The following is a 23,887-nucleotide window of genomic DNA, read 5'->3' on the forward strand; positions in this document are numbered from 1 at the left end:
CCCTTTCTCATATCGTCTCCAGCCGGCAGACCAGCGCCAGGTTTGCAGCAGTCTCATCATCCAACGCGGAATCGAGACAAATGAAAATCGTTTCTTTATCCAGCTTCAATTCATTGAAGGCTGCCAGGTCAAAATGGCTATCCAGGCAGACAAAGAGACTTTGTTCTTTTTCTGGATCTGTCAGTTTATAGACGGTTCCGCCCAGGATTGCGATTTTCTCAACCTGATAGGTGAGACAAAGACCATGTTTGATAGCCAATTCGGTGAGAACAGCATCCACAGTCCAGCCTTCTACCAGAGCGTCATTGAAGGCTTGCATCTGGTGCATGTAGGTTTCTGGATCTTTCTCTTGCACACCCACCCAGGGTTTGAAGTTGGATTCTTTGAGTTTGTAGACGCGAAAGCCTAAATCCTCTGGAGTGTCACGGGTTTCAAGGGGAAGTCCTGGTTGACCTGTTGATGATTCAGATTGAATTTTATTGATAACACGTCGAATACGTTCTTTACCTAATTCGGCTATTGTTGAAAAGGATTTATTATTTGTTGGTTCAGGTAATTGTACTAGTATGAACTTTCTATTTCCACCATCTTTATGGTTTAGTTCGAGAATGGAGTGTGCGGTGGTGCCAGAACCACAGAAAAAATCGACGATAATATCATCTTGATTATTTTCTGTAGATATTTCAAGGATGCGTTTTATAAGACGAACGGGTTTTGGAGAATCAAAATCATATATTCCCAATTTCTTTAACTCTTGTGTTGCTTCTTGGTTATGTCCAACTTCTTTATATAACCAAATAGTTAAAGGCGTTATTCCTTGTTTAACTTCGGAAAGAAACCTTTTGATTGCTGGTACATTATTTCCGTCAGAACCAAACCAAATTCGATTGTCATTCACAAGTTCTTGAAATCTTTCTTTGCTCACTCGCCAGCAAGCACCTTTTGGCGGCTTTACAATTCTTCCAGAGGGTACTGTTATTTCATAATCATATTCCGCTGAATATGTTTTGACATCCAAACCGCTTGGTTTCCAATCCCCTCGAGGGTCCATATCGAGATTGCTGTAACGAGAATTCGCTTCTTCAGTGCGTGGTAATAGCTTAGGTCGCCAAATTTCTTTGTTTTTGCTATACAACAAGATGAAATCATGGTTATCTGACAACCATTTTGAGTCGTTGGAAGGAGAGTATTTTTTCTGCCATATCACTGAAGCTATAAAATTTTCTTCTCCAAAGACTTCATCGCATAATTTTCGTAAGTTTGAGACTTCACGATCATCAATAGAAATAAAAATCACTCCATCATCCCTCAATAATTGCCTTGCCAAGAACAACCTGGGATACATCATACTGAGCCAGGCAGAGTGATAACGCCCGGAAGTTTCGGGATTAGATGTAAGAAGGTTCCCCTCAGCATCTTTTTGGCCGGAGATTTGCAGATAGGTTTCTATCGGATCTGTATAGTTATCAGGATAGATGAAATCATTCCCGGTGTTGTAAGGGGGATCGATATAGATTAACTTTACCCGGCCAAAATAGGATTTATACAGAAGCTTGAGGACTTCAAGATTATCCCCTTCGATGAAAATATTTTGTGTGGTATCAAAGTTGATTGATTCTTCCGGCGCCGGTACCAGGGTGGCGCGGGTGGGGATTTGCAGAATGCCAATGGCATCCCGCTTGCCGGCCCAGGTGAAGTTGTAGCGCTCTTTGCCGCTGGCCAGGTCTTCACCCAGGGCGGCTTTGAGCTTTTCCAGGTCAATTTTGCCTTCGGTGAAGGCCTCGGGAAAAGCGGATTTAAGGATCTCTAATCGATCTTGATTGGGTACTGCGCTGGTGGTGGGGATGGTAGATTTGGTCATGATGATTTTGTGGTTGTAGAAAGAGTGACCATAATTCCCGAGTGGGAAATTTGGTAAAAATTGGAAATGATAAGATGGTTACGAATATATACTAAGTTCTCTGCTTGCTGATTGGATTCTTATCAACTTCAGAAATCTATTGACCCAGATAAACCCATTCTCCACAATCAGCATTCAGCTCTACTTGAAAAGCGCCTGGACTTATATACATGGTTCCGCCAGCCATTCCAAAATGGTTATCAATAATATCCCCGGTTTTTGTGTTGATAGACCAATAGCATCCATCAGAATCACCCTGGGAACGCCATATGCCAGGTGCGATATCAATGCCCACAAGATAAAAACCGGGACCTTTATTGGTTTGGAGTGGATTTGGCGTAGAAGTTGCTGTAGCGGTAATAGTTGGTGTAAACTCAGGAGTCGGCGTTTCGGTAGGGGTAACAATAACGGTCTGAATTACAGCTGTTAATGTGGGATATGCGGTAGATGTTGGATACGGTGTGAAGGTTGAATATGGAGTATTGGTAGGAATCGGTGTGTAAGCTGCAATTGTCTGAGAAACAATTTCTTGAAGCTGTTCTTCAGAAGGCACGCAAGCTGAAAAAAGAATCGATAAAGCTATAGCGAATATCAATGCATAGGACTTTTTCATATTTTCCTCCCCGTTGTCTCATCTGATGCACATAACGAACGCCATTGACAATCCCCCTCCGAATGCAGCCGGAATAGCAATGGGATGAGTTGGCATGATTGTAAGCAACCCAAAACTAATCAGTGAAGCCCGAAGCGAAAAAGCTACAGGCTTTGGCATGGCCTGTAGGATACTCAGTATCCCCGCTACTTTCTGACGTTTTTCAAAGTACCAAGTCAATTTATTGATGATCGATCGATCAAACTTGCTAAGCTGACGGAGCTTCCGTGTTCGATATATTGTTCTTCTCATTCGTGAAAATTCCCCGCCTGGAAAGCATCGCCTGTATTAGGTCATCGATAATCTGTTGGTCTTCCGCTGGAAGTTTGGATATTCGGTAAGCTAATTGCTCAATTTCGTTTTCTTCTTTTGGAATTGGGGGTAACGCACCGTATAGTCTCAAAAGAAAATCAGGCCTAACCGCAAGCACATCGCCAATCAACGCCGCGGTATCGATACCAAGACCCCTACGGCCATTGACAATATTGCTGATTACAGCTGAGTCAAGTCCAGTGAATCTGGCGAGATCGGCATACTTCCAATTGCGATCATCCAGTGACTTGTCCAACCATTCTTTAAATTTTTCCAACGATCCGCTTTCCATAGAAAACAATTTACGCCTTTCGTGTATATCTATGGATAGTAAAAAATTGACATATTGACAATAAATAAATAATTTGTATAATATAGCTATCTAAAGAAAATAAAAAGATGACATAAAGAAAACAATAGAGAGATCAAGTAATGAAAATCCACTTCTACCGGAGTTATCAAGCCCCACACTGGAAAAATGCAACTTACATCCAATGGTTCACCAGGGCGAAGTATGTAATTCACAGTTTTACAGCTTCTCTCAAAGTGGGGCGGTATGCCTACCAAATGGTGATTGAGTGGCAAAATCGCAACCCCTGGGCGCGCTACTAGGAGTAATGACCAATGAATCCAAAAGAGGAAATTCGAAAAGAAACGGAAAATGAAGTGGTTTTTCAACTGGCGAAGCAGATAAATGCCAGGCGATATCTCTCGGATGTATTTGTAACAAATTGCCCTTTCTGCAAAGAAGAAAACAATTGGCTCATATTTAATGCGCGTGGCTATCACTGCATGAGCTGCAAAGCGGATGGGGAAATTGAAGAATTGATTGAAAGATACCAGAAACACAATTTGAACAAGCATTTTTAGAAAGGAGTATTCCAACATGCCCAACGTGATGAGCACATTTTCGCTCGACATTGATACCATCCAGCGTTTGGACCGCATTGCCGATGCGCTGCAAGCGGGCAAAAGCGAAACCATCCGCAAGCTGGTAGAAGAGAAATTTGAGCAACTGCAGGCTGCCGGTGTCTTTGAACCGGCTTTGGCGGCCAGCAAAACCTTAACTGAAACGGAGGAATGATGAATAACCCAACCACAACTGACCAATTTGTAACCATCCCCACTGTATTGGGAGAAGTTGAACTCAGTGAAATTAATTACCGGATGGGTGGTCCCAGCCGTGCGCAGCAGTGCCGAAATATGCTGGAAATACTGAAGCCTCAAAAAGCGACCATTTTTGAAATGCGGGACAAGAAGGAAGCTGAAGACTATCGCTCCATGCTTTACACGATGGCCATTCTCAAATTCAGTGAATCTGGCCGAATTGGTACCCGGATCGTAGATAACCTGCTGTACGTTTGGCTGACCTGATTTCATACCTCAACCATAACAGAAAGGAGGTGGGTAGTCTCAAAAAGATGGCAAACCGGCAGTAATGGGGAGTTGAAACGGTACTTTTACAACTGAATAGAGAAGGAAGGGGTGTAGAGATGACAAAGCGTTTACGATGGCCAAACACGGCCGAACACGCCAGACAGGCAGCGCTAGGCGATGCGAATCGGGGTCTAATCGCCCTCTCTACGGTGATCCATGGCAAATGCGCCGGACGTTCCGAAGAAATGCGGCAGGTGGCCATTGCAAATGACTGCCTGCATCGGATTAGGTTTGAGCTTGAAGCAGTTGGGCCTGGAAAAGAGAAAACCCAGGCTGAGGGGGGCAGCCGGGGCTTTCTACAAGAGGTGGCACAAGCCACGCGAAAATTATAACAAAACAAGAGGTGAATATGCAAGCAAAAACGCGAAGTTTAATTCTTTCTATCTCGCTAGTGCTCTCGTTATTCATTGGAGCATGCGGGGCAATCAGCAGCGCGGCACCCGCTGGTACTCTGGGAGCGGCGGAAACAATTGAGGGAATGCGCATGGTGGTAGCCAATGAAGCGGGAACCTTTTTGATGCAGAAGGGGGAAGTGTTCTTGATGGCCTGGCCAAGAGGCACAAACTATGCCATGACGGTATTGAGCCAAAGTGGCGCTTCAGATGCGTTGAATGGCATGCGTGTGAATGCGGTAAGCCTGACCGAAACGGTGAAGGCTTTGGAAGCGGATGGTTGGAAGTACATTACCCCAGCCGCACTTCCAAAGGCGATTACTGAAGCACTAGCGGCCTATTCGGTTGAGATGGCGGTTACAGCCTTGAAAGGGCTGCCTACCGTGTTCATTATGCCCATTTTTATGGTGACGCCCGATTTTCTGCAACCTGAGGTGGTGATTCAATGATTGGAAATATTCCGCTCAAAATTCTGCTGCTGATTTGGTGGCTTCAGCGAAAATATGTGATTGGGATAAAGCCCCTCAATATTGAGAAGCGCTTACGCATGCTGAATGAAATTTATTACAGCCTGCCGGTAGTGCAATTGAATGATTGGCTTGGCGGTAGGTGTGTTGAGAAGGTAATCACCTGGATTGATTGTGAAAAACAAAGCCTTATTGAACTGCAAAGCCTGGGTGTGCAGGCGAGCGGTGTGATCAAACAATAATTTGAAGGAGAAACCGAAATGACTTTTCCAAATAACCAAACTGTAACACAACCTGATCCCTGGGATATTGCCGATAATCCGCCAGTGAATCATGGTGAGTATTGGGGCCAGGTTGAAATTGCGCTCTGGTACTGTGTTTTACAAAAAGGTGTGGGCAAGGTGCCTTTTGACCCTCAGCAGCATTCGGTAGACCAGCGCCGTACTTCTGTGGAAATCAAGATCTTCCCGATCCCTGAGCAGAACGTGAGCTTCGATATCAAGCGGGACTTGATTGCAGAAAGCCGTGAATGGGCTGGCATTGTGCTGAAATCCATCAAGGCGCTTGGGCTGACCGCGAAAGAGATCAATGGCCGTTATGTGCGCGTGAAGCTAGCCAGCACTGGTCAGACGTACACGAATGGTAATGGGGAAGATCGCGAGCGGACCACCTTTGAATTTGTAAAAGCATTTGCCAGTGAAGCCGAATGCAAAGCAGATTTTCTCAGTGGTGGCGCCGCCCCGGTGAATACTCAGCCGCAAGCCACCGCTCATAATTCGGCGCAGGGCACGAATGGCAATGGTCACAACAATGGAAATAGCAATGGCAATCAGGAAAAGCAAACAGCTTTGAATTTCTTGCGCATTTACGTTCAAAATGCGGCCCGCGGCCAGACAGACCTGAATGTGATTCGCAGTTCCCTGGCTGCCAATATTTCCACTCAACCGCTGCTGGCAAAGTACTTTACGGTAGACAGCCCTGAAACCATGCAGTTACTGGCAGAGGAAATGACAAAATGACCACTACGAAAGTCTATCCATTTGAGACTGTTGAGGAACAACGAGCGCGCATTGAGTACGAGGACGCTTTAATTTCTGCCTATGTGCCGGAGTCTGACACCATGACCCGAGAAGAAGCCCTTGCACTTGCGAATGAGCGGGATCTGCAAGCCGCTATGGCTTTGCGAGATGATGTGATCACGCTTGAAAACCTGCAAATCGCAATCAGTCGTTCCCGAACTTAATTGCCAGTTGCTTTGGCAGTGCCCCCCTCACATGCCAACCCGGATAGAGTAACCGGGAAAAAGAAACAGATAGCGGGTGCAGCCATACGCTCGACATCAATCGATTAGCGGTAGGTTGGGTGCGGGAATCGCGGCGGTGCTCCTCCACACTGCAACAGAGGTTCGAGGCCTCTGTGCCCAATTTGCGAACTTCTGGGGCTTGCTGGCCCAACAGCACAGAAGGGCAGCCCGTAAGCGCTAGGTAGCGGGAAAAAGCAATCATACCAGCTTGACAATTGAATAGCGCCCCATTTTTGTATGTATGCAGCGGAGAAATCCGGTCTGTTGGCAAGCGTAGCGAATGGCATGGGGCGCATTCTGGGATTTGCATTGGCAGGTGTTCCCCCCGCACCTGGCAACGGGCAAAGCGGGTTCGATCCCCGTAAATCCCTCTGCCATATTAACCATTCCCTTCCTTTAGGGGCCCGGTTAAATGAACCCCGACATTTGCCGGGCCCCGCCAACCTAAAGAGGTTTGTATATGAGCATTACAGCAGTGATGATTGATTCAAGAGAGCCCGAATGGGTGAAGAATTTGCAGTTCAATAACGCGCCTGCAGCGGTGACCTTCTTGGAAAGCGGTGATGCGTGGGTGGCGTGTGACGATGGAATTACGCTCATTGTAGAACGAAAAACTCCTGATGATTTTTTGAATTCACTCAAGCAAGAACGTTTGATGGTCCAGATTGCTGACCTGGCTGAATATCGCAAAACACATGGATTTTGGCCTTACCTGGTTATCACTGATGAAATCATCCGTGGCACAAATGGAAAAGCAATAACCAACCGGGGTGAAACCGGCTGGAACTGGAACGCTGTACAGGGAGCTTTGCTGACTGTACAAGAAGCGGGTGTGTTTGTTCAGTTCTGCGCCGGTGATGCGGATTATGGGCCGTGTTTGGCACGGCTGGCCAGCCGAAAACGAGACCCCAAAATGCTGGTGATGCCGGCTCGCGAAGCGCGGATTTTAGGCAATCAGGCGGCTTTCATCGCTGGTCTTCCTGGGATAGGTCTGGAAAAAGTGCAAACGGTGATGCAGTATTGCGGTACTCCGGCATGGGCGCTGGTAGCGTTGACGGATGCCACTTCTCAGATCCCTGGCATTGGAGAGGGAATTAAGCGCGGAGTACGCTGGACTTTAGGGTTGAAAGAATCTGAACAGATTGGGGTTGTGTTGGGTGAGAATCACCAGGAAGAATTAGCCATATTGAACTTGGGAGAACAATAAAAATGGACCTATCTATTCAAGAAAAGCAAAATTCGTTTGCATTGGCGCCTACAGAACGGGTGATTACTCCCGGTATCTGGAAAATGATCAATGAAATGGCGCCAGTAATGTACCGCAGCCGCCTATTTGGTGTGACCAGCCCGGAAGCGGCGGCTGCCATCATGCTGAAGGGATTTGAAATGGGGCTTTCGATCACGGCCAGCTTTGAGCTGATTCAGGTTGTGCAGGGAAAGCCAGGTCTCAGCCCGCGGGGAGCGCTGGCCATGCTGTTAAACAGCCCGAAAATCAAGAAAATTGAGATCAAAGAGTTGACGAAGAATGGTCAATATATTGGTCACTCCTGCTACATGCAGCGCGATAACGGATTTGAGTATTCTGTGAGTTTCACAATTGAAGATGCGAGAAACGCAGGATTGATCAAGCCACAAAGTGGATGGGAACATTACCCCAAAAATATGTGCCAATGGCGCGCAGTAGGCTTTACAGCAGACGTGGTAGCACCGGACATTGTAGCTGGTATGACTTCCATCATGAAAATGCCTGAAGAATTTGGGCTTGCGCTGACAGAAGATGGTGACATTATCGATTTAAAAAGCATGCCCACGATCGAACAGAGCCAGACTCAGAGCGTTCAGGCGGAAGCTGATATTCCGAGCCTGGATGAATTAGTGGCTCAGTATGGGGCGGAAGCTGTTATGGTTGCCAATGAGGGGGCCATTCCAAGGACCAATGAAGAACTTGTCAAAGCTGCCGCAAAATTGGCCGGGGGTGTTCAATGATCGAGCACCTTTCCTATTCCAGTATCTCAACTTACCTGACCTGTGCAGCAAGCTGGAAGTTTCACTACCTGGACAAGGTGACTGCGCCAACCAGCACTGCATTGATCTTTGGATCTGCATTTCATAACACTGTAGAAGGGTATTTGGCAGGAATCGCCAATGGTGGAAAGCCGGATTTGATGGAAATCTGGCAGGAAAAATGGCGTGAGCAGAGCACTGTAAAAAATGAAAAAGGTGAACTCATTACCCGCGAAGATGTTGACTGGGGAGCTGATACACCGGAAAGCCTTTGCAATGATGGTATTCGGCTGCTTTCCCATGATGATATTCATTCAGGCATACTCAGCATCATACCAGGCGTGGATTCGAGCGGGGTAAAAATCGAACGCAAAGTCACTCTGCAGGTGCCCGGTGTGCCAGTGCCAATAATTGGCTTTATTGATATCGTCACAGCCGATGGGATTCCGGGAGATTTTAAAACAAGCAACCGGAGCTGGTCAGCTGAGAAAGCATTGGGCGAAACGCAGCCATTATTCTACCTGGCAGCTCTCAATCAAGCGGGGATCCAGACACCCGGTTGGAAATTCAGGCATTTTGTATTCGTGAAAACGAAAAAGCCGCAGTTTCAGGTATTGGAACATGGTCATACTCCAGGCCAGATGATGTGGCTGTTCTCAATGATTCAAAAGGTCTGGAAGGGAATAGATGCGGGGATTTTCCCGGAGAACCCAACCGGGTGGAAGTGTGACCCTCAGTATTGTGAGTATTGGCATTTATGCAGGGGTAAGTGTTGATATTTCGTATAACCAAGAGGTGGCAAATGTTGTTTGAAGAATGAAAATCTGAAAAAGAAAAGGAATTCACAACCAGAACTGGGGAATCGATTCGCCTGATGATACAGAAATTAAGCCCCTGGGATGCTGATTTTCCGTCTTGTGGTTTGTTCAAAAAGGGGGATGAATGAATCAGTGCACACTTGTGAATGATAGTGGTGTGTTGGCTTTTTATAGCCCATTTAACCCGGCGCTGGTCAATGATCTGAAGATCAGGATTCCAGCCACTGACCGGCGCTGGGATAATCAGAAACGCTGCTGGTTGATTGCTCCCCAACATGGTCAGACGCTGGCACACCTGGCGGCACATTATTTCAATGATCAGATACCCGTTCCGCATGTACAAGAATTTCAACAAACAATTGACTTGAAGTTGATTGAAGTGAGATATATTGGCCAGTGTAAAACTCGCGAGGATGGAAGCAGTTCTGCATTTGGTTTGGTTGGGGAACAGTGGTCAGTCGTTTTTCCCGAGGAAGCATTAAGAACCTGGTTTGAAGCAGGCCCACCCCAACCTGACCAGCAGATCTCATTGTTTGCAGTACTCGGAGTAAAGCAAAGCGCCACCCCGGAGGAAATTAAGACCGGTTTCAGACGTATGGCCAGGCAGTGGCATCCAGATATCTGTAAAGAGCCTGATGCGGCTGATCAATTCATGCGCATTCAATCTGCTTATGAGATTCTGAATGACCCCATCAAACGGCTGAAGTATGAAGCTGGTTTGGCTCTTCAGGCAACTCTAAAAGTAAATAAAGCAGATCAAACTTATCAACTATTGCACAGAAATTACCGGGCGCCTTTGCGCTGTGGTCATATTCTGGTTGAAGGCAGTGAAGTCTTAGGACGTTTCACAGTTTCAAAAATCATCCACTGGGAAGATATTATCAATGAGTGTGGCCAGATTCTTGTCGTTTCATGGCCAGCCGGCTCTGATCATCCAGTGGAGTCTTGGATATAGGTGAAAAGATGAACCAAAGAAAGATTATGAAAACTTTTCGAAGGTGCACACCAACTGAACGAAGGGAACTACTACAGCCACTTGTGGAAAAAGCGCCAGAAGAGATTTGGGAGATTGCCCGGGATTTGAGAAAGGAGCTGCGGATAATTTATCCTTACACAATGGTCAGTGAGAAATCTATTGTTGAAATGCTGACGCTTATGGGCTTGCATTTGGCGGCTGGCACGTTACCAACTCAGAAAGAGAGGATTTGATGACCATAGTACAAGGTTCGCTGAGCTCAATTGCAAAGCAAAACCAGATCTCAATTGCCGAGAGTTTTATCAATGCGGACTGCATCTGCATTGTAGATACTTCAGGATCAATGGAAGATAAGGATAGCCGTGGTGGCTTGAGCCGGTATGAGGTTGCCTGCCAGGAACTTTCTCAACTTCAGAAAAACCTACCTGGAAAAATTGCAGTGATTTCATTCAGTTCAGCGGTGCAATTCTGCCCAAATGGGGTTCCGGTTTTTCTTGGCGCAACAACAGACTTGGCCAAAGCACTCAATTTTGTCAAAGTAGCGGATGTGCCAGAAATGCGTTTCATCATAATCAGTGACGGGCAACCCGATTCTGAGGAGGAATCCTTGCGAGTTGCAGCGACTTTTAAAAATAGAATTGATGTCATCTATGTTGGTCCGGAAGATAGGCCGCAGGGGCGTGAATTTTTGCAAAAGCTGGCCGCGGTAACTGGTGGCAAGTCAGTTACGGTTGATCGAGCAAAAGAGTTGCAGGCTGGAATCATGGGCCTGCTTCATGCCGGATAGCGATCCATAAGCGAGGGGACCACATGACAACCAGCACAACAATGAATCTATTTAAAACACTACTCAATGCTGGCGTGGCGCCCACGGACGCGGAGGAACTGGAAAAGCACTTTGAAGGGGAACCGGATTTTTTGGATGGGCTTGAGCAAATTGCCCAGATTATGGCACTCAAGGAACTTCCGGGATTGGTTCCCCCAACCGGCGAACCCTGGCGGTCAATCCATGAGAACATGTCACAAGATATGGCCAACGGGGAAGACGCGGACACTGCCTGGCGCAACGCAATTGCAAAATTTGACCCTGCTGTGGCAATCGCCATAACGGGAGCACTTAACCTGCGAATGAAGGTCATTCTTGACTTTGAGCAGCAGAAGGGCAAAAAAAAGCGGGTTAAAACCATTGAGTATGTAAAGGTGCTTCAGCACCAGCTTGGATATGATTTCAAGTTGAATGAGTGCACTGACAATATTGAGGTAAATGGAAGTCCAATCCACGATCATTTGGCAGCCCAGATTCGAAGCCAGATGAGAGATTTGGGGTTTGAACGCTCTCAAGTAGTTGAAGATGCTTATGTTTCTTTGGCTTTCCAACAGCGATATCATCCTGTGCGACAGTACTTGACCAGCTTGAATTATGATGGCGGAAATTACATCGCTGAGCTTGCTTCCTTTTTCAAGGATAAATATGGCATGTTCCCAATCTGGTTGAGAAAATGGATGATAGGTGCCTGCGCCAAAGTGTTTGAGGCAGAGCAAAACCCCATGCTGGTTCTGGATGGCCGCCAGGGGATTGGCAAAAGTGAATTTGTGAAATGGCTGGCAAAGCCGCTCCAGGATTATTTCATAGAGGCACCCATCAATACAGAAGACAAGGATTCTGATATTCGGTTATTCAGTTATTGGATCTGGGAAGTAAGTGAGTTGGGCGCCACAACCAGGCGTGCAGATTACGAAGCATTGAAAGCTTTCCTGACCAAGCGTAAGGTAACCGTAAGAAAGCCTTACGGCCATTATGATATCAATAAACCGGCCATGGCAAGCTTTATCGGCACAGTCAACAATAGCAGTGGCATTCTAAATGACCCTACAGGTAGCAGGCGCTTTCACATTTCACACTTGGAAGGTATCAATTGGGATTATACAAGCATTGAGCCAGATTTGGTTTGGGCAGAGGCGATGGCTGCTTACTTGGCTAGAGAAAGCTGGCAGCTGACCAAAGATGAAGAAAAGCGCGCTCAGGAAATTAATGAGGAGTATGAAATCACTGATCCAGTAGAAGATTTGATTCGAAAGCATTTCAAAATTCAAGTTGGCAATCAGACCTGGTGGATGCCCACAGCCGATATTCTTTCTATTTTGGAGGATCCGTTTGCAGGTGGATTGAAAGGGAATACCCGGAGTAATGCCATGGCGCTGGCTGGTGCTATGAAAAAGATTGGGTTAGAAAAGAAAAAGCAGCGAAACTCCAATGGTCAGCCGGTTTGGGGCTATGTGGGCATTGCTTATGGACCATAAAAGTGGCTAGGTTGGAACAGGTTGGATACAAGGTTGGAACGAGGTTGGAACACGAAACGGACTACTTAATATATGAAGAAAGCTATTCGTAAAAATGATCACTTAACCGGTTGTTCCAACCGTTCCAACCTAAAAACCAACAAACACTGAAACGACTTAATTATTAACAAATCAATTTAATGAAAAAAGTCGGAACAGTTGGAACAGGTTGGAACAAAATCGGTTTTTTGGGTATTGAAAGCGAGCTGAGAATGGAAATATTAGAATCCGCTTTATATTGGCGTAAAAAAGGCATAGCAGTCATTCCGATTCGGTTTCGGGATAAGAAACCAGATGGTAGTCTATTGCCGCGAGATGAAAAGGGCAAGCCTGTTTGGGAACCGTTTCAAAAACGACTGCCAACAGAGAATGAAATAAAAACCTGGTTTCCTTCTCGATTACGCAATATGGCAATTATAACCGGTTGGCGCGGTCTTGTTGTATTGGATTTTGATAATGCAGCTGCATTTTCTCAATGGCGTGTATGGACTACCAGAAAGGGCGGATTTACCAGGTATGCATCTGAATCAACTTATCAGGTTAGAACAGCCCGGGGGATTCATGTTTATGTCAGATTACCTCATACTGAGTTGAATAGAAAATTTGATGGTATTGATATCAAAGCGGCAGGTGGGTACGTTTTAGCTCCGCCTTCCATTCATCCCACAGGAATACAATATCAAGCTGTTGATGAAAAAGCACAAATCATTTTAGTGGATGCGCTTTCAGATATTTTGCCTGCAAAACTGCTAGAAAAACATACTGAGTTACCAGAGGATGTGGTGATATTGCCTGGAAGAGCTCAGGTACCACAACCATCAGATGATCTTTGGGAAACGGTCAACCGTGGTCCTGATCCGGAGAGGGCATTAGTCGATCAAATTAGAGAAAAATTTGATATTCTTAGTTTCTTCCCAAACGCAGAAAAAACCAGTGGCAATGGCCGCTGGTATCGCAGCATGTGTCCATTCCATCAGGACAATCATCCCTCATTTTGGATTGATCGGGCAAGACAAATATGCGGCTGTTTCGCCGCTTGTACACCAAAGCCATTGGATGTGATCAATCTTTATGCGCGGTTGAATGGAATCAGCAACGTTGAATCCATTTTTAGCCTTTCGCGGTTGTTATGAATTGTTCGGACAGGAGATATTTATGGCATCATTTATCGGAACTAAAAAGAAGATCTATTGCCCGAAATGTCAGCATGTAGTGGGCGATGTAGTGATCATCGAAAACAGAGAATGGTTGAAGGTAAATGGCATCGCAGTGAATGTTATGCGTGGGGTATGTCTTGAATGTGGTGCTGAATTTCATTGGTCAATCTCCGAAAGAATGTTGTCTCAGCTGGTGGAGCACGTCATTAAATTGAGAGATAGTTGACGACTGGTATATAATATTTTAAAACAAATGCGGTATAAAGCTGGATCCGCCCGGCACATTGCGTAATTCAACGCAGTGCCGGTTTTTTGTTAATTAGGCTTGTACATGAAAAAGAATACTGAGTATCGGCTTAACTCAAAACAAAGGATGTTTCTTGAGAGTTACCTTCAAACCTGGAATGCCACCGAAGCTGCGCGGAGAGCTGGGTATAAGCATCCATTGACTCAGGGCCCACGTTTGCTAACTCACCCAGAAATTGAAGCTGCACTTAAAGAGCGGATAAAGACTGCTGCCATGGAAGCGGACGAAGTTCTGGCGCGGTTGGCTGAGCAGGCAAAACTGAATGCTGCTGAGTTTTTCAATTTTGAAGAGAATCCTCAGGGTGAACTCCAGATGAAAGATATTAACTGGGAGGTTTTTCGCAGTCGCGGGCACCTGGTTAAGCGCTTGACCTGGATTAAGGGAAGGCCGGTGGTGGAATTTCATGATGCTCAGGCTGCTTTGATCCAATTGGGAAGAGCGCTCAAGCTATTTACAGATGGCGTGGATTTAAATATGCCTGCCGCCAATGTGCATTTTTATATTCCTGATAATGGTAGAGATGATGAACCAGATCAGAATTGAAATCCGGCCGCAGCCTGGCCCGCAGGAAATGTTCTTATCATCCCCAGCAGATATTACAATTTATGGTGGTTCTGCCGGGGGGGGGAAGACCTGGGGGTTGTTGATTGAAGCTGCCCGGCATCATAGGCGGCAGGGATATGGAGCGGTGATATTCCGTCGGACTTACCCGGAGATTACAAATGAAGGTGGTCTTTGGGATGAAAGTGAAAAGATTTATCCCCTCTTAGGAGCCAAACCAGTAAAAGGGGATTTATATTGGAAATTTCCAAATGGTTCAAAAATTAGTTTTGGTCATCTGCAGTTTGAGAAAGATCTGATGAATTACCAGGGGTCTCAAATTGCCTTGATAGGATATGACCAGCTAGAACACTTCACTCAAAAGATGTTCTTTTATATGCTCAGTCGTAATCGGTCAGTATGTGGCGTTCGGCCGTATATTCGGGCAACATGTAATCCGGACCCCGATTCATTTTTAGCAAATTTCCTGTCCTGGTGGATTGCTGAAGATGGATATGCAGATCTTTCTAGAGCAGGAAAAATCCGTTGGTTTATCCAACCTGATGGACAGATGGTTGTCTGGGGGGATTCTCGAGAAGAACTGATTGAGAATTATGGTGACGACGTAGATCCCCTGAGTGTGACATTTATTCCTGCCAGTGTTTTCAATAATAAGATTCTGCTGGCGAAAGATCCTGGTTATTTAGCCAAATTAAAAGCGTTGAGTTATATTGACCGTGAAAGATTGTTGGGAGATCCCATGCGTGGGGGGAATTGGAAAGTAAAACCCACAGCAGGTAAGTTCTTCAACCGCACATGGTTCAAATTGGTCAAAGAAGTGCCGGCAGGTGGAATTGTTGTGAGACGATGGGATTTTGCCGCGACTGCAAAAGAGCTTGTTAATGACGACCCTGACTACACGGCTTCGTGCTTGATGTTACGTTCTCAAGATGGCAGCTTCTATATTCTGGATGTGACTGCAGCTCAAATGGGGCCAGCTGAGGTTGACAAGTATTTCATGAATCTTACACGTCAGGACGCGGTCCGATTTAGGGAAGAGAAACGGCAGTACTTGAGCCGTTGGGAACAGGAGCCGGGTAGTGCTGGAAAACGGGAATCTTTCCGGCTCACGAAATTGCTTGTCGGGATCGATGCCCATGGTATCCCATCAACAGGAGACAAGCTGGTTAGAGCAAAACCACTTGCTGCCCAAGCTGAAGCTGGAAATGTGTATTTGCTTGAAGGACCATGGAATGAAATGTTTCTTTCTCACATGCATGGGCAACCCGATTTGCCTCACGATGACATAATGGACAGCACCAGTGGCGCTTTTGATGATTTATCACGACCCATTTTGAGAATAGCGAGGAGTTACCAGGGATGAACGCTGATTTAAAGCTTGCATTTGAATCGATTATCGAGAAACAGAAAGACCACACTGAAAAGTTTAATTATTACGATGGCCAACAGCCGTTGGTTTATTTAACGTACCGCTTGCGAGAAATCTTCCAGGGTTTGGATATTGAATTTATGGATAACTGGTGTGCGGTTGTTATTGATGCTGTGAAAGAAAGGATTAACCTTACGGGGTTAAATGTTCCAAAAGCGCACCAGAATGCAATGAATAAGATTTGGACTCTGAATGAGCTGAATTTAGAAGCGGATGAGGTCCATGAATCAGCGTTGGTGACTGGCGAGGCATTTATGATCGCCTGGCCGGATGAGAAAAAAATGCCTAAGGCTTACTATAACGATCCGAGATTGTGTCACAGTTTTTACCATAGTGATAATCCACGAGAATTACGCATGGCGGCAAAGATGTGGGTGGATGATGATGGATACTATCGATTGACATTGTATTATCCAGATCGGCTTGAATACTACGCCAGTACTCAGAAGGCGGATCAAGTGTCAAGTCACAAATCTTTCAAGGCTATGGAAACCCCAAGTGCTAAAAATCCTTATGGAAAAATTCCCGTTTTTCATTTCAGGTTAGAACGGCGCGGTCGAAAGAGTGATTTAACCAGCGTCATTCCATTGCAAAGGGGCGTGAACAAGCTGTTAAATGACATGATGGTAGCTGCAGAGTTTGGTGCATTCAAACAGCGATATGTAATCAGTCAGGTGGATGTTTCAAGATTAAAAAATGCGCCAAATGAAGTGTGGAGTATTCCAGGGTCAGATGGCACCGGGCAGGGAACCGAGGTGGGAGAATTCGGAGCTACTCCATTGCAGAATTATATTGAAGCTATTGATAAGCTCGCTGGCGATATGGGGCGAATAACCCGGACTCCAAAGCACTATTTCTATCACCAGGGTGGAGATCCAAGTGGTGAGGCTTTGATTGCTCAAGAAGCGCCACTTAATAAGAAAGCTCAGGACCGGATTGAAAAATTTAGTTCAGTCTGGCGCCGGCTTGGCTCTTTCTTGTTGGAGTTGAAGGGAATCAATGTAAACCCGATGGAAATAACCCCGGTGTGGGATCCGGTAGAGACGGTACAACCCAGAACGCAAGCGGAGATTCGATTGCTTGATAGGCAATCTGGGATTCCCTTGATTACTGTGTGCCGCCGGTCTGGCTGGCCTCAGGTTGAAATTGATCAAATGCTTCAAGAAGCTGAAGCGGATGTTGAAGGGCTTGGTGAGCGGATACTGAGCGCATTTGATAAAGGCAAGTAGTTCGTGTAGGCAATCATGGCAGATTATGAAGGCGATCTTTTCATTACAAGTGACCGGTTTCGGAAGGCATTGTTAAATTCTGAGCGTGCAGCCGCCAGCGAGATGGTCCGAGTTTATGGAAATATCTGGAAGGAAATTAATACTCAGATCAGAGAAATTGGCCAGAATTATTACGCAAACCAGGCGGCAGGAATAGCAACTGATCAAGCCTGGCTGCAGCAGCTTGGAAGATTGAAGTTGCTTCGAAAGCAGGTTGAATCTGAACTAGCAAGGTTTGCAAAGTACGCAGAAGATAAAGTGATATCTGAGCAAGAGGCAGCGGTAAAAAGCGCTCAAGAGCATGCTGAGAAGCTTATACGAGCTAGACTAGGATTGCCCCTTCAAGGACCAGCTATTCTTCCTGGTGAAGTGCGTTTGGTGTTTAATCGTTTGCCAGCTCAATCAATAAAGGAATTAATTGGATTCATGCAGGATGGATCGCCATTGAAAGAATTATTCGATGGGCTCCCAAACGACGGTGGCAAGATTGTGGAAGAAGGCCTTATCCAAGGTCTGGCATTGGGATTGAGTCCTGCTCAAATTGCCATTAATATTCGAAAAGGTTTGGGGGGGAATTTAGCGCGCGCATTGACTATAGCCAGAACGGAAGTGCTTCGCTCTTATCGTGAAGCCAGCCGGTTAACTTACAAAGAAAATGAAGATGTGGTGGCTGGATGGATTTGGCGAAGTGCCAGGAACACAAGAACCTGTGCATGCTGCTGGGCAATGGATGGAACAGAACACAGTTTAGATGAGAGACTTGATGATCACCCGAACGGCAGGTGTTTAACTCCCGGAACAGTTGTTTCTGGTCCCATTGCTACCGCCTTCGTATCCAGATACTACGAAGGTGATATTGTCACTATCCAAACTTCCTCTGGAAAGTTCCTGTCCGTCACCCCGAATCACCCTATACTCACGAGTCGCGGATGGGTTGCTGCAGACTCTATTGTAGAAGGCGACAATGTAGTCTGCTACAGCGGGGACGAGTGGCGATCTTCTGGCATGTGTCCAGATGACTATCAAGTGCCAACCGCTGTTGAGAATATACCTGGCTCTCTCAATTTGACTAGGCTTATCACGATGCCAACCTCCCCCAAAGATTTCCACGGCGACGGGGTAGGCTCCAATATCCACGTTATATATACCAACCGCTTTTTGGGAATTTGTAGCAAGACCTCTTTTGCTGAGCCATTTTTTGAGGAGTATTTCTGCAGGGGATTGTCCAATAGACCTTTTTTCTCTAGTCATTGCCCGTCTGAGTTTTTCTTCAAGTGGGACAATTCTACCTCGTACAGCGTCTTGGGCGATTTTGATCCTTTTACGGTGTTCTTCAATAGGAATATTTTGGGAAAGCAGTTTATTCGCCTCGGTTTGGTTTCTGAGGCTGACATTATTAGCAATCAGTCTAGCTCTGACTGCACTTCGCGATATGCCGAAGGATTTAGCGAGGGAATTCTCAGATTCTCCAGACAAGTATCGTCGGATAATTTCGTCTTCAGGAATGTTGAGTTTATCTCTCCTGGTTTTACCGGCTTTTTCCCCGATGACACGATAACGAGTGCTTTTGTCTCTGAACAAGTTATGAGCCTTGAGAAAATCTCTCAAGCGTTGTTCAGAAGTGTGGAATATGGCAGCAGCATTCTGCGCGCTATAACCAGAAATGTAAGCCTTGACCGCGTTCTGGAAATCAGTATCACTCGCTTTAGTGGGCATGTTTATAACCTTCAAACTCCGGTAGGATGGTACATCGCTAATGGTGTTATAACACATAATTGCACAATGATACCTAAAACCGCGACTTGGGCAGAAATTGGCAAAAGATACGGGATTGACCTGTCGGATATTCCAGATACTAATCCCGAGATTAAATCAGGCACAGCGCTTTTTGAAAAACTGCCGGCAGAGAAGCAAATCAAGATTTTCGGACCAGCGAAGTACGCGGCATGGAAGGATGGCCAGTTTACACTGAGTGATATTGTTGGTAGAAAGCGGTCAAGGGAGTGGGGGACGCACCGGTATGAGCGGTCGCTGCAGGATTTGATTGGGGAAAAGGCAAAAGAGTATACCCGGCTGGCGCGGATGGGGATGGCGCAGCGGGCGGGGAATTATACAGTGGATGATCTGGTTCATATTGCAGGGATTGGGCTGCGGAAGTTGACGCCTGGAGAATTGGATCGAGTGGTGCGGCATGTGGCGAATGCTGGGTTCAGTTCAACTGAGATGATGCGGGTCAGAATGCCTATTCGGGGGCAGTTTTGGAATGGAAAATGGCTGGGAACTGACGACAGAATACCAACTGATGTTGGGCATTATCTCAAACATGTTGTTGTCAATCAGGAATGGCCGGATGGCACGACACTGAAGGATTACAAACGAAGCTTGCGGGAGGTTATTCTTGACCCGGCTTCAGATATATTTGTGTCCAAATATAATGACGCCTGGCAGATTGGGTTTATCCGCGAGAGTCGGGAGTGGCAAGGATTGAGAGGAAAAGATTTTATTCTTGTCGAATACAAGGTACAATATGGATATTGGACAACGGGATTTCAACCTCAGAATTTGAGTCGTCAAGTATTTGAGGGAAGAGAGAGTATTGTATGGCTGCGAAATCGGATTTTGAAATAATTTGCGATCAAATTGATGAGTTGGCTGAGGCTGAAGAAGATTTAGCCAGCAACCCTGATCAATTATCTATGTTTATGTCCGATTGGAATAACATCATTTTCTGGTTTCAAGATATTCGAGAGAGATTTTCTCAAACTGAAGAGGCCACCATTTTACAGAAATTTGCGGCTGTAAAACCGATTGCTGAAAAGTTGAAGTTGACCTGGTATGAGTGAAATGGATGTCATGAAACGCGTTTTCCGTTTGCGATTGCCGGCAATCTCTGGATTGTGGATGTATGAAGTGGGTGAAACGCCAGAGGATGCAATCAGGCAAGTGGAACGAGAATTTGAAGGTAAATTTGCATTCTGCGGTGATGGCAGTGAATGGGAAATTGAACCCTGCCCAATGGATGACCTGTCACGGGTATGCAAGGATTACCGCCATCTGCACAGGAAGGTGAATGAGTTGTCTGTTGCACTGAAGTCGAAAAATATAGTTCTTGAAAGCAGGAATAAAACGATTAATACTTTGGTGAAAAAAATAGATAATGTGCTATAATTTAAATAATTGAATATGCGGTATTTTAACCGGAATCCGCCCGGCACTCTCAATTTGAGGGCTGCCGGGTTTTTTGGTTTAACCCATTTGAAAGAGGTGAGGAATGAAATTTGAAGCATTTCTATCTGAGTTTGTCCAGCAGCTGCTTTTATATCTCTTGCCAATCCTCGCAGCAGCATTAGCAAGCTGGTTGATCGTGCAGGTATCGAAAGGCCTGGCTGAATTAAAATCTGCCCGTCCTGATGTGTACCAGGAATTGATGTGGGTTGCCAAAGGTGTTGTTCAAGCAGCTGAACAGGCAGGGGCGGCCGGGTTAATCACAGATAAGAAAAACTACGCCATCAATATCGCTGAAAAGTGGCTTGCCGCAAAAGGGTGGCATATAGATCTTGATTTGATTGATGCTGCAGTAGAACAGGCCGTTTGGGATGAAATCAACAAGTACAAAGTCCTGCCGGTTTCAACGCTGACCGAAGTAAGCGAATAAGCCAAAAGGTGCTGTGATGCCGCCCACCGCTGGCCAAAACTATAGCATGCAAACGCAGATCAATGCACTCAAAGAAAGCATGGAAAAAGGATTCGACGAAATCAAGCGCATGATCCGCGATTTCGACGTGCGCGTGCGCGAAGTGGAAAACCGCGAAGCCGCCTGCCAGCCGGTGGTCCAGCAGCGCCTGGATGCCGCCTGGCGCAAGATTGATGAACACTCCACCCAGATCAAAGAGCAGGACGCGCGCCTGGACGCGATGAACAACCTCATCACCAAATTGGAGCAGGCCAATACCCTGCTGGTCTGGCTGCTGGGCATTCTGGGCGCTGCAGTCATTGGCTGGTTGGTCACCCAGATTCTCAAAGGAATCGCGTAATGGTTTACCCACAACTGCCCTATGTGTTTGGCCCGGACATCTCCGTCTGGCAGGATGACAACAGCACTGCCCAGATGGTGGATTTTGACATCATGCGCCAGGCCGGCGCCACGTTTGTGGGTATCAAGGTTTCACAGTCCACGTGGATTGATCAGGACTTTGTCTACAACTGGCATAACGCCAGGTTGAAGGGCATCCCGCGTAAGGCATATCACTTTCTGGATTGGGATAAGACCGGCAAAGAGCAGGCGCGCACCTTTTACGGCGCGTTGAAAAATGATCCGCCCGAACTGCTGGCCGTGTGCGACTACGAAAAGCGCACCAACGCGCCCGGCAGGTCCAAAATGCTGGACACACTTTATGACTTCATGGAAGAGCAGAAGCGCCTGTTTGATCTGCTGGATCGCCGCCCGAAGGACGCCATCTATACCGGTATTTCCTTCTGGAAGGAATTCGGCAGCACAGATTCCTATTGGGCGCGATATTTGTTGTGGCTGGCGTTCTATTCCACGATGGTGCCGGCAGCCCCCAAGCCCTGGTCGCAATGGACCTTCTGGCAGTGGGGCACGCCGGCCTGGGGTCGCCAGTTTGGGGCTGAATCCAAAGACATCGATATGAATTACTTTAGAGGTAACAAAGCGGAGTTCTGTAAATTCTTTGACCTTCAATGTGATGAAGAGCCAATAGTAGAAGAACCGAAAATTCAAAAAATGTGTGTGAATGTTAGATCTTTGAACCTGCGTACGATCCCAGGAAAAGAACAATCAACAATCATTGGGCAAGCATTTCAAGATACTGAGGTTGTAGTACTTGATCGACAAATATTGGGAGAAGATATCTGGATAAAAGTACAGATGGAAGGATGGATGGCCCAACAATTTCAAGGTTACCGATACATGCGAGATGCGTGACCGGATACTGAGTATCAAGGTGGTCTGAGATGGACCAAAGGAGTTAAAGCGAGATGCTTTCAAAACGCATTTTTGACTTCGATGCCGATGATGGCAAAAGTGGTGGAAACACTCAGGAGGATAATGAGACGTTTGATGCCTGGTTGGAAAAACAAGATTCATCTGTTAAGGGGTTGTATGAAAGCCATGTTGCGAACCTGAAATCTGCTTTGGAAAGCGAGCGCACCAGCAGAAAAGATGCCGAGCGGCAGCTGAGAGAGCTGGCGGTTCAGGCTGGGAAAGGTAGTGAAGCAGAAAAAAAACTGACTGAGATGGCAGATAAACTGGCTGAAGCTACGCGGCGGGCTACATTTTATGAGAAAGCGCCTGGCGCTGGGGTTCGTAATGTTGTGGCTGCATACAAATTAGCCATGGCAGATGGAATATTTGATGGGGATAAAGTGGACTTCAAGAAATTGCAGGAAGCTTATCCAGAATTGTTTGGAGAGAATGAACCTCCCCCTGGAAATGCGGGAGAAGGTAATGAAAAGATTGGACTGCCGAAAAAAGGGATGAATCAATTCATCCGTGCTGCTGCCGGCAGAAAGTAAATGTAACCAGGAGAAAAAGAGATGCCTTACAACTCAATTATCAATCGAACCGATGCTGAAGCGCTAATCCCTGAAGAGGTCTCACGCGAGATTATTCAAGAAGTCCCCACCAGCTCTTCAGTAATGCAACTGGCACGGAAGTTGCCAAATATGAGCCGAAAGCAGCGCAAAATGCCTGTGCTTGACGCTCTCATCAGCGCTTACTTTGTAAATGGTGACACTGGTCTCAAACAGACTTCTGAAGCCGCTTGGACAAATAAATACGTTACTGCGGAAGAAATGGCGGTCATCGTTCCCATTCCTGAAGCGGTTTTGGAAGATGAGGACTACGACATCTGGGGCGAAGTAAAACCCCGGATTGTTGAGGCTTTTGGCCGGGCATTTGACGCCGCTGTAGTGTTAGGAACGAATATTCCTGCTGCCTGGGTAATTGATATGGGTAACCATTCTGGTCTATTGGATGGTTGCACTGATGCCAGCCATGTTGTAGACCTGTCAACTCAACTGGCTGCTGGTAAGGATATGTTTGATGTGATTCTGGGAGAAGGTGGTTTACTTTCTTTTGTGGAAGAAGATGGATATGAAGTTAATGGCCATGTTGCTTCCCTGACCATGAAAGCAAAACTCCGCGGTGTTCGAGCGAAAGTGTTCAATGGTGTGGATTCAATGGTGCCGGCTGGTGAACCCATCTTCGTGCGGTCAATGCAAGAAAGTGGCCGTTATGAATTGGATGGTACGCCAATCCTTTTTCCGAAAAATGGAGCAATCCCCGCTGATTCTTTGTTGCAAGTTAGTGGCGATTGGAATCAGTTAGTTTATTCAATCCGCACTGATGTTACCTACAAAATCCTGACTGAAGCGGTCATCCAAGATAATACCGGGACGATCATTTACAACCTGGCCCAGCAGGATATGGTAGCTTTGCGGGCTGTGATGCGTCTTGGCGTTGCCTTGCCAAATCCCATTAATGCTGTTAATCAGGATGTTGCAACCCGATTCCCCTTCAGTGCATTGGTACCGTAATCTGGT

The 23,887-nt window shown here is 46.3% G+C and carries 30 protein-coding genes; 27 read left to right on the top strand and 3 right to left on the bottom strand.

What is annotated here, in order from left to right; genetic code table 11:
• Window positions 1-7: 7 nt before the first annotated feature.
• The 3 genes from ADN00_RS18970 to ADN00_RS18975 form a co-directional block, all read right to left on the bottom strand.
• On the bottom strand, window positions 8-1,861 hold the full coding sequence (locus tag ADN00_RS18970) for a site-specific DNA-methyltransferase (RefSeq protein WP_075064570.1): 1,854 nt from the start codon (window positions 1,859-1,861) through the stop codon (window positions 8-10).
• Between the two features lie 136 nt (window positions 1,862-1,997).
• On the bottom strand, window positions 1,998-2,513 hold the full coding sequence (locus ADN00_RS19915; protein ID WP_152966425.1) for a hypothetical protein: 516 nt from the start codon (window positions 2,511-2,513) through the stop codon (window positions 1,998-2,000).
• Window positions 2,514-2,760: 247 nt separating this feature from the next.
• Entirely contained in the window at window positions 2,761-3,141 is a 381-nt protein-coding gene (locus ADN00_RS18975) for a helix-turn-helix transcriptional regulator (protein ID WP_075064571.1), read from the bottom strand.
• A gap of 347 nt (window positions 3,142-3,488) precedes the next feature.
• Between ADN00_RS18975 and ADN00_RS18985 the strand changes: the two genes are divergently transcribed.
• The 27 genes from ADN00_RS18985 to ADN00_RS19120 all read left to right on the top strand — a co-directional run bounded on the left by ADN00_RS18985 (window position 3,489) and on the right by ADN00_RS19120 (window position 23,881).
• Window positions 3,489-3,734, top strand: a complete 246-nt coding sequence (locus ADN00_RS18985) for a CHC2 zinc finger domain-containing protein (protein ID WP_075064573.1) — start codon at window positions 3,489-3,491, stop codon at window positions 3,732-3,734.
• 16 nt (window positions 3,735-3,750) lie between these two features.
• Entirely contained in the window at window positions 3,751-3,948 is a 198-nt protein-coding gene (locus tag ADN00_RS18990; RefSeq protein WP_075064574.1) for a hypothetical protein, read from the top strand.
• Window positions 3,948-4,238, top strand: a complete 291-nt coding sequence (locus ADN00_RS18995; RefSeq protein WP_075064575.1) for a hypothetical protein — start codon at window positions 3,948-3,950, stop codon at window positions 4,236-4,238. The genes ADN00_RS18990 and ADN00_RS18995 overlap by 1 nt, the downstream gene beginning before the upstream one ends.
• Window positions 4,239-4,650: 412 nt before the next feature.
• On the top strand, window positions 4,651-5,142 hold the full coding sequence (locus ADN00_RS19005) for a hypothetical protein (protein WP_075064577.1): 492 nt from the start codon (window positions 4,651-4,653) through the stop codon (window positions 5,140-5,142).
• Complete coding sequence (locus tag ADN00_RS19010; RefSeq protein WP_075064578.1) at window positions 5,139-5,402, top strand: hypothetical protein; 264 nt, start codon at window positions 5,139-5,141, stop codon at window positions 5,400-5,402. Before ADN00_RS19005 ends, ADN00_RS19010 begins: the two co-directional genes overlap by 4 nt.
• An 18-nt stretch (window positions 5,403-5,420) precedes the next feature.
• Window positions 5,421-6,179, top strand: coding sequence for a hypothetical protein (locus ADN00_RS19015; RefSeq protein ID WP_075064579.1), 759 nt, complete (start codon window positions 5,421-5,423; stop codon window positions 6,177-6,179).
• Window positions 6,176-6,403, top strand: a complete 228-nt coding sequence (locus tag ADN00_RS19020) for a hypothetical protein (RefSeq protein ID WP_075064580.1) — start codon at window positions 6,176-6,178, stop codon at window positions 6,401-6,403. The genes ADN00_RS19015 and ADN00_RS19020 overlap by 4 nt, the downstream gene beginning before the upstream one ends.
• Before the next feature lie 520 nt (window positions 6,404-6,923).
• Window positions 6,924-7,670, top strand: coding sequence for an ERCC4 domain-containing protein (locus ADN00_RS19025; protein WP_075064581.1), 747 nt, complete (start codon window positions 6,924-6,926; stop codon window positions 7,668-7,670).
• Window positions 7,671-7,672: 2 nt separating this feature from the next.
• On the top strand, window positions 7,673-8,449 hold the full coding sequence (locus tag ADN00_RS19030; protein ID WP_075064582.1) for a hypothetical protein: 777 nt from the start codon (window positions 7,673-7,675) through the stop codon (window positions 8,447-8,449).
• Window positions 8,446-9,243, top strand: coding sequence for a RecB family exonuclease (locus ADN00_RS19035; RefSeq protein WP_075064583.1), 798 nt, complete (start codon window positions 8,446-8,448; stop codon window positions 9,241-9,243). The genes ADN00_RS19030 and ADN00_RS19035 overlap by 4 nt, the downstream gene beginning before the upstream one ends.
• Window positions 9,244-9,409: 166 nt before the next feature.
• Window positions 9,410-10,240 carry a J domain-containing protein gene (locus ADN00_RS19040; protein WP_075064584.1) on the top strand — a complete coding sequence of 277 codons (831 nt, stop codon included), beginning with the start codon at window positions 9,410-9,412 and terminating at the stop codon, window positions 10,238-10,240.
• 8 nt (window positions 10,241-10,248) lie between these two features.
• The gene (locus ADN00_RS19045; protein ID WP_075064585.1) at window positions 10,249-10,494 is read left to right on the top strand and encodes a hypothetical protein; all 246 of its coding nucleotides are present in this window, start codon (window positions 10,249-10,251) and stop codon (window positions 10,492-10,494) included.
• Entirely contained in the window at window positions 10,494-11,048 is a 555-nt protein-coding gene (locus ADN00_RS19050) for a vWA domain-containing protein (RefSeq protein WP_075064586.1), read from the top strand. The genes ADN00_RS19045 and ADN00_RS19050 overlap by 1 nt, the downstream gene beginning before the upstream one ends.
• Before the next feature lie 23 nt (window positions 11,049-11,071).
• Window positions 11,072-12,562 carry a VapE domain-containing protein gene (locus ADN00_RS19055; RefSeq protein ID WP_075064587.1) on the top strand — a complete coding sequence of 497 codons (1,491 nt, stop codon included), beginning with the start codon at window positions 11,072-11,074 and terminating at the stop codon, window positions 12,560-12,562.
• A gap of 179 nt (window positions 12,563-12,741) precedes the next feature.
• Window positions 12,742-13,734 carry a bifunctional DNA primase/polymerase gene (locus tag ADN00_RS19060; protein WP_075064588.1) on the top strand — a complete coding sequence of 331 codons (993 nt, stop codon included), beginning with the start codon at window positions 12,742-12,744 and terminating at the stop codon, window positions 13,732-13,734.
• Between the two features lie 22 nt (window positions 13,735-13,756).
• Window positions 13,757-13,984 (top strand): vacuolar protein sorting-associated family 26 protein, encoded by a 228-nt coding sequence (locus ADN00_RS19065; protein ID WP_075064589.1) that lies wholly within the window; start codon window positions 13,757-13,759, stop codon window positions 13,982-13,984.
• Between the two features lie 105 nt (window positions 13,985-14,089).
• The gene (locus ADN00_RS19070) at window positions 14,090-14,608 is read left to right on the top strand and encodes a terminase small subunit (RefSeq protein WP_075064590.1); all 519 of its coding nucleotides are present in this window, start codon (window positions 14,090-14,092) and stop codon (window positions 14,606-14,608) included.
• A complete protein-coding gene (gene terL / locus ADN00_RS19075; RefSeq protein WP_201781225.1) occupies window positions 14,589-15,989 on the top strand; it encodes a phage terminase large subunit in 1,401 nt (466 codons plus the stop codon). The genes ADN00_RS19070 and terL overlap by 20 nt, the downstream gene beginning before the upstream one ends.
• Window positions 15,986-17,284 carry a phage portal protein gene (locus tag ADN00_RS19080; RefSeq protein WP_075064592.1) on the top strand — a complete coding sequence of 433 codons (1,299 nt, stop codon included), beginning with the start codon at window positions 15,986-15,988 and terminating at the stop codon, window positions 17,282-17,284. The genes terL and ADN00_RS19080 overlap by 4 nt, the downstream gene beginning before the upstream one ends.
• 15 nt (window positions 17,285-17,299) lie before the next feature.
• The gene (locus ADN00_RS19085; protein WP_075064593.1) at window positions 17,300-19,951 is read left to right on the top strand and encodes a phage minor head protein; all 2,652 of its coding nucleotides are present in this window, start codon (window positions 17,300-17,302) and stop codon (window positions 19,949-19,951) included.
• On the top strand, window positions 19,924-20,166 hold the full coding sequence (locus tag ADN00_RS19090; RefSeq protein ID WP_075064594.1) for a hypothetical protein: 243 nt from the start codon (window positions 19,924-19,926) through the stop codon (window positions 20,164-20,166). Before ADN00_RS19085 ends, ADN00_RS19090 begins: the two co-directional genes overlap by 28 nt.
• A complete protein-coding gene (locus tag ADN00_RS19095; RefSeq protein ID WP_152966427.1) occupies window positions 20,159-20,491 on the top strand; it encodes a hypothetical protein in 333 nt (110 codons plus the stop codon). The genes ADN00_RS19090 and ADN00_RS19095 overlap by 8 nt, the downstream gene beginning before the upstream one ends.
• Before the next feature lie 103 nt (window positions 20,492-20,594).
• A complete protein-coding gene (locus tag ADN00_RS19100; protein ID WP_075064596.1) occupies window positions 20,595-20,978 on the top strand; it encodes a phage holin, LLH family in 384 nt (127 codons plus the stop codon).
• A gap of 16 nt (window positions 20,979-20,994) precedes the next feature.
• Window positions 20,995-21,357 (top strand): hypothetical protein, encoded by a 363-nt coding sequence (locus tag ADN00_RS19105; protein WP_075064597.1) that lies wholly within the window; start codon window positions 20,995-20,997, stop codon window positions 21,355-21,357.
• Window positions 21,357-22,268, top strand: coding sequence for a GH25 family lysozyme (locus ADN00_RS19110; protein ID WP_075064598.1), 912 nt, complete (start codon window positions 21,357-21,359; stop codon window positions 22,266-22,268). Before ADN00_RS19105 ends, ADN00_RS19110 begins: the two co-directional genes overlap by 1 nt.
• A 53-nt stretch (window positions 22,269-22,321) precedes the next feature.
• Entirely contained in the window at window positions 22,322-22,858 is a 537-nt protein-coding gene (locus ADN00_RS19115) for a hypothetical protein (RefSeq protein ID WP_075064599.1), read from the top strand.
• A 21-nt stretch (window positions 22,859-22,879) separates the two neighbouring features.
• Window positions 22,880-23,881: a phage major capsid protein gene (locus ADN00_RS19120; RefSeq protein ID WP_075064600.1), complete on the top strand. Its 1,002-nt coding sequence runs from the start codon at window positions 22,880-22,882 to the stop codon at window positions 23,879-23,881.
• The last annotated feature ends 6 nt before the right edge of the window (window positions 23,882-23,887 follow it).

Origin of the sequence: Ornatilinea apprima (assembly GCF_001306115.1) — a bacterium.
Taxonomy (GTDB): domain Bacteria; phylum Chloroflexota; class Anaerolineae; order Anaerolineales; family Anaerolineaceae; genus Ornatilinea; species Ornatilinea apprima.

Bases quoted from the DNA above. Each gene is read 5' to 3' on its own strand.
- ADN00_RS18970 (WP_075064570.1), bottom strand. From the start codon at position 1,861: ATGACCAAATCTACCATCCCCACCACCAGCGCAGTACCCAATCAAGAT.
- ADN00_RS19915 (WP_152966425.1), bottom strand. From the start codon at position 2,513: ATGAAAAAGTCCTATGCATTGATATTCGCTATAGCTTTATCGATTCTT.
- ADN00_RS18985 (WP_075064573.1), top strand. From the start codon at position 3,489: ATGAATCCAAAAGAGGAAATTCGAAAAGAAACGGAAAATGAAGTGGTT.
- ADN00_RS18990 (WP_075064574.1), top strand. From the start codon at position 3,751: ATGCCCAACGTGATGAGCACATTTTCGCTCGACATTGATACCATCCAG.
- ADN00_RS18995 (WP_075064575.1), top strand. From the start codon at position 3,948: ATGAATAACCCAACCACAACTGACCAATTTGTAACCATCCCCACTGTA.
- ADN00_RS19005 (WP_075064577.1), top strand. From the start codon at position 4,651: ATGCAAGCAAAAACGCGAAGTTTAATTCTTTCTATCTCGCTAGTGCTC.
- ADN00_RS19010 (WP_075064578.1), top strand. From the start codon at position 5,139: ATGATTGGAAATATTCCGCTCAAAATTCTGCTGCTGATTTGGTGGCTT.
- ADN00_RS19015 (WP_075064579.1), top strand. From the start codon at position 5,421: ATGACTTTTCCAAATAACCAAACTGTAACACAACCTGATCCCTGGGAT.
- ADN00_RS19020 (WP_075064580.1), top strand. From the start codon at position 6,176: ATGACCACTACGAAAGTCTATCCATTTGAGACTGTTGAGGAACAACGA.
- ADN00_RS19025 (WP_075064581.1), top strand. From the start codon at position 6,924: ATGAGCATTACAGCAGTGATGATTGATTCAAGAGAGCCCGAATGGGTG.
- ADN00_RS19030 (WP_075064582.1), top strand. From the start codon at position 7,673: ATGGACCTATCTATTCAAGAAAAGCAAAATTCGTTTGCATTGGCGCCT.
- ADN00_RS19035 (WP_075064583.1), top strand. From the start codon at position 8,446: ATGATCGAGCACCTTTCCTATTCCAGTATCTCAACTTACCTGACCTGT.
- ADN00_RS19040 (WP_075064584.1), top strand. From the start codon at position 9,410: ATGAATCAGTGCACACTTGTGAATGATAGTGGTGTGTTGGCTTTTTAT.
- ADN00_RS19045 (WP_075064585.1), top strand. From the start codon at position 10,249: ATGAACCAAAGAAAGATTATGAAAACTTTTCGAAGGTGCACACCAACT.
- ADN00_RS19050 (WP_075064586.1), top strand. From the start codon at position 10,494: ATGACCATAGTACAAGGTTCGCTGAGCTCAATTGCAAAGCAAAACCAG.
- ADN00_RS19055 (WP_075064587.1), top strand. From the start codon at position 11,072: ATGACAACCAGCACAACAATGAATCTATTTAAAACACTACTCAATGCT.
- ADN00_RS19060 (WP_075064588.1), top strand. From the start codon at position 12,742: ATGAAAAAAGTCGGAACAGTTGGAACAGGTTGGAACAAAATCGGTTTT.
- ADN00_RS19065 (WP_075064589.1), top strand. From the start codon at position 13,757: ATGGCATCATTTATCGGAACTAAAAAGAAGATCTATTGCCCGAAATGT.
- ADN00_RS19070 (WP_075064590.1), top strand. From the start codon at position 14,090: ATGAAAAAGAATACTGAGTATCGGCTTAACTCAAAACAAAGGATGTTT.
- terL (WP_201781225.1), top strand. From the start codon at position 14,589: ATGAACCAGATCAGAATTGAAATCCGGCCGCAGCCTGGCCCGCAGGAA.
- ADN00_RS19080 (WP_075064592.1), top strand. From the start codon at position 15,986: ATGAACGCTGATTTAAAGCTTGCATTTGAATCGATTATCGAGAAACAG.
- ADN00_RS19085 (WP_075064593.1), top strand. From the start codon at position 17,300: ATGGCAGATTATGAAGGCGATCTTTTCATTACAAGTGACCGGTTTCGG.
- ADN00_RS19090 (WP_075064594.1), top strand. From the start codon at position 19,924: ATGGCTGCGAAATCGGATTTTGAAATAATTTGCGATCAAATTGATGAG.
- ADN00_RS19095 (WP_152966427.1), top strand. From the start codon at position 20,159: ATGAGTGAAATGGATGTCATGAAACGCGTTTTCCGTTTGCGATTGCCG.
- ADN00_RS19100 (WP_075064596.1), top strand. From the start codon at position 20,595: ATGAAATTTGAAGCATTTCTATCTGAGTTTGTCCAGCAGCTGCTTTTA.
- ADN00_RS19105 (WP_075064597.1), top strand. From the start codon at position 20,995: ATGCCGCCCACCGCTGGCCAAAACTATAGCATGCAAACGCAGATCAAT.
- ADN00_RS19110 (WP_075064598.1), top strand. From the start codon at position 21,357: ATGGTTTACCCACAACTGCCCTATGTGTTTGGCCCGGACATCTCCGTC.
- ADN00_RS19115 (WP_075064599.1), top strand. From the start codon at position 22,322: ATGCTTTCAAAACGCATTTTTGACTTCGATGCCGATGATGGCAAAAGT.
- ADN00_RS19120 (WP_075064600.1), top strand. From the start codon at position 22,880: ATGCCTTACAACTCAATTATCAATCGAACCGATGCTGAAGCGCTAATC.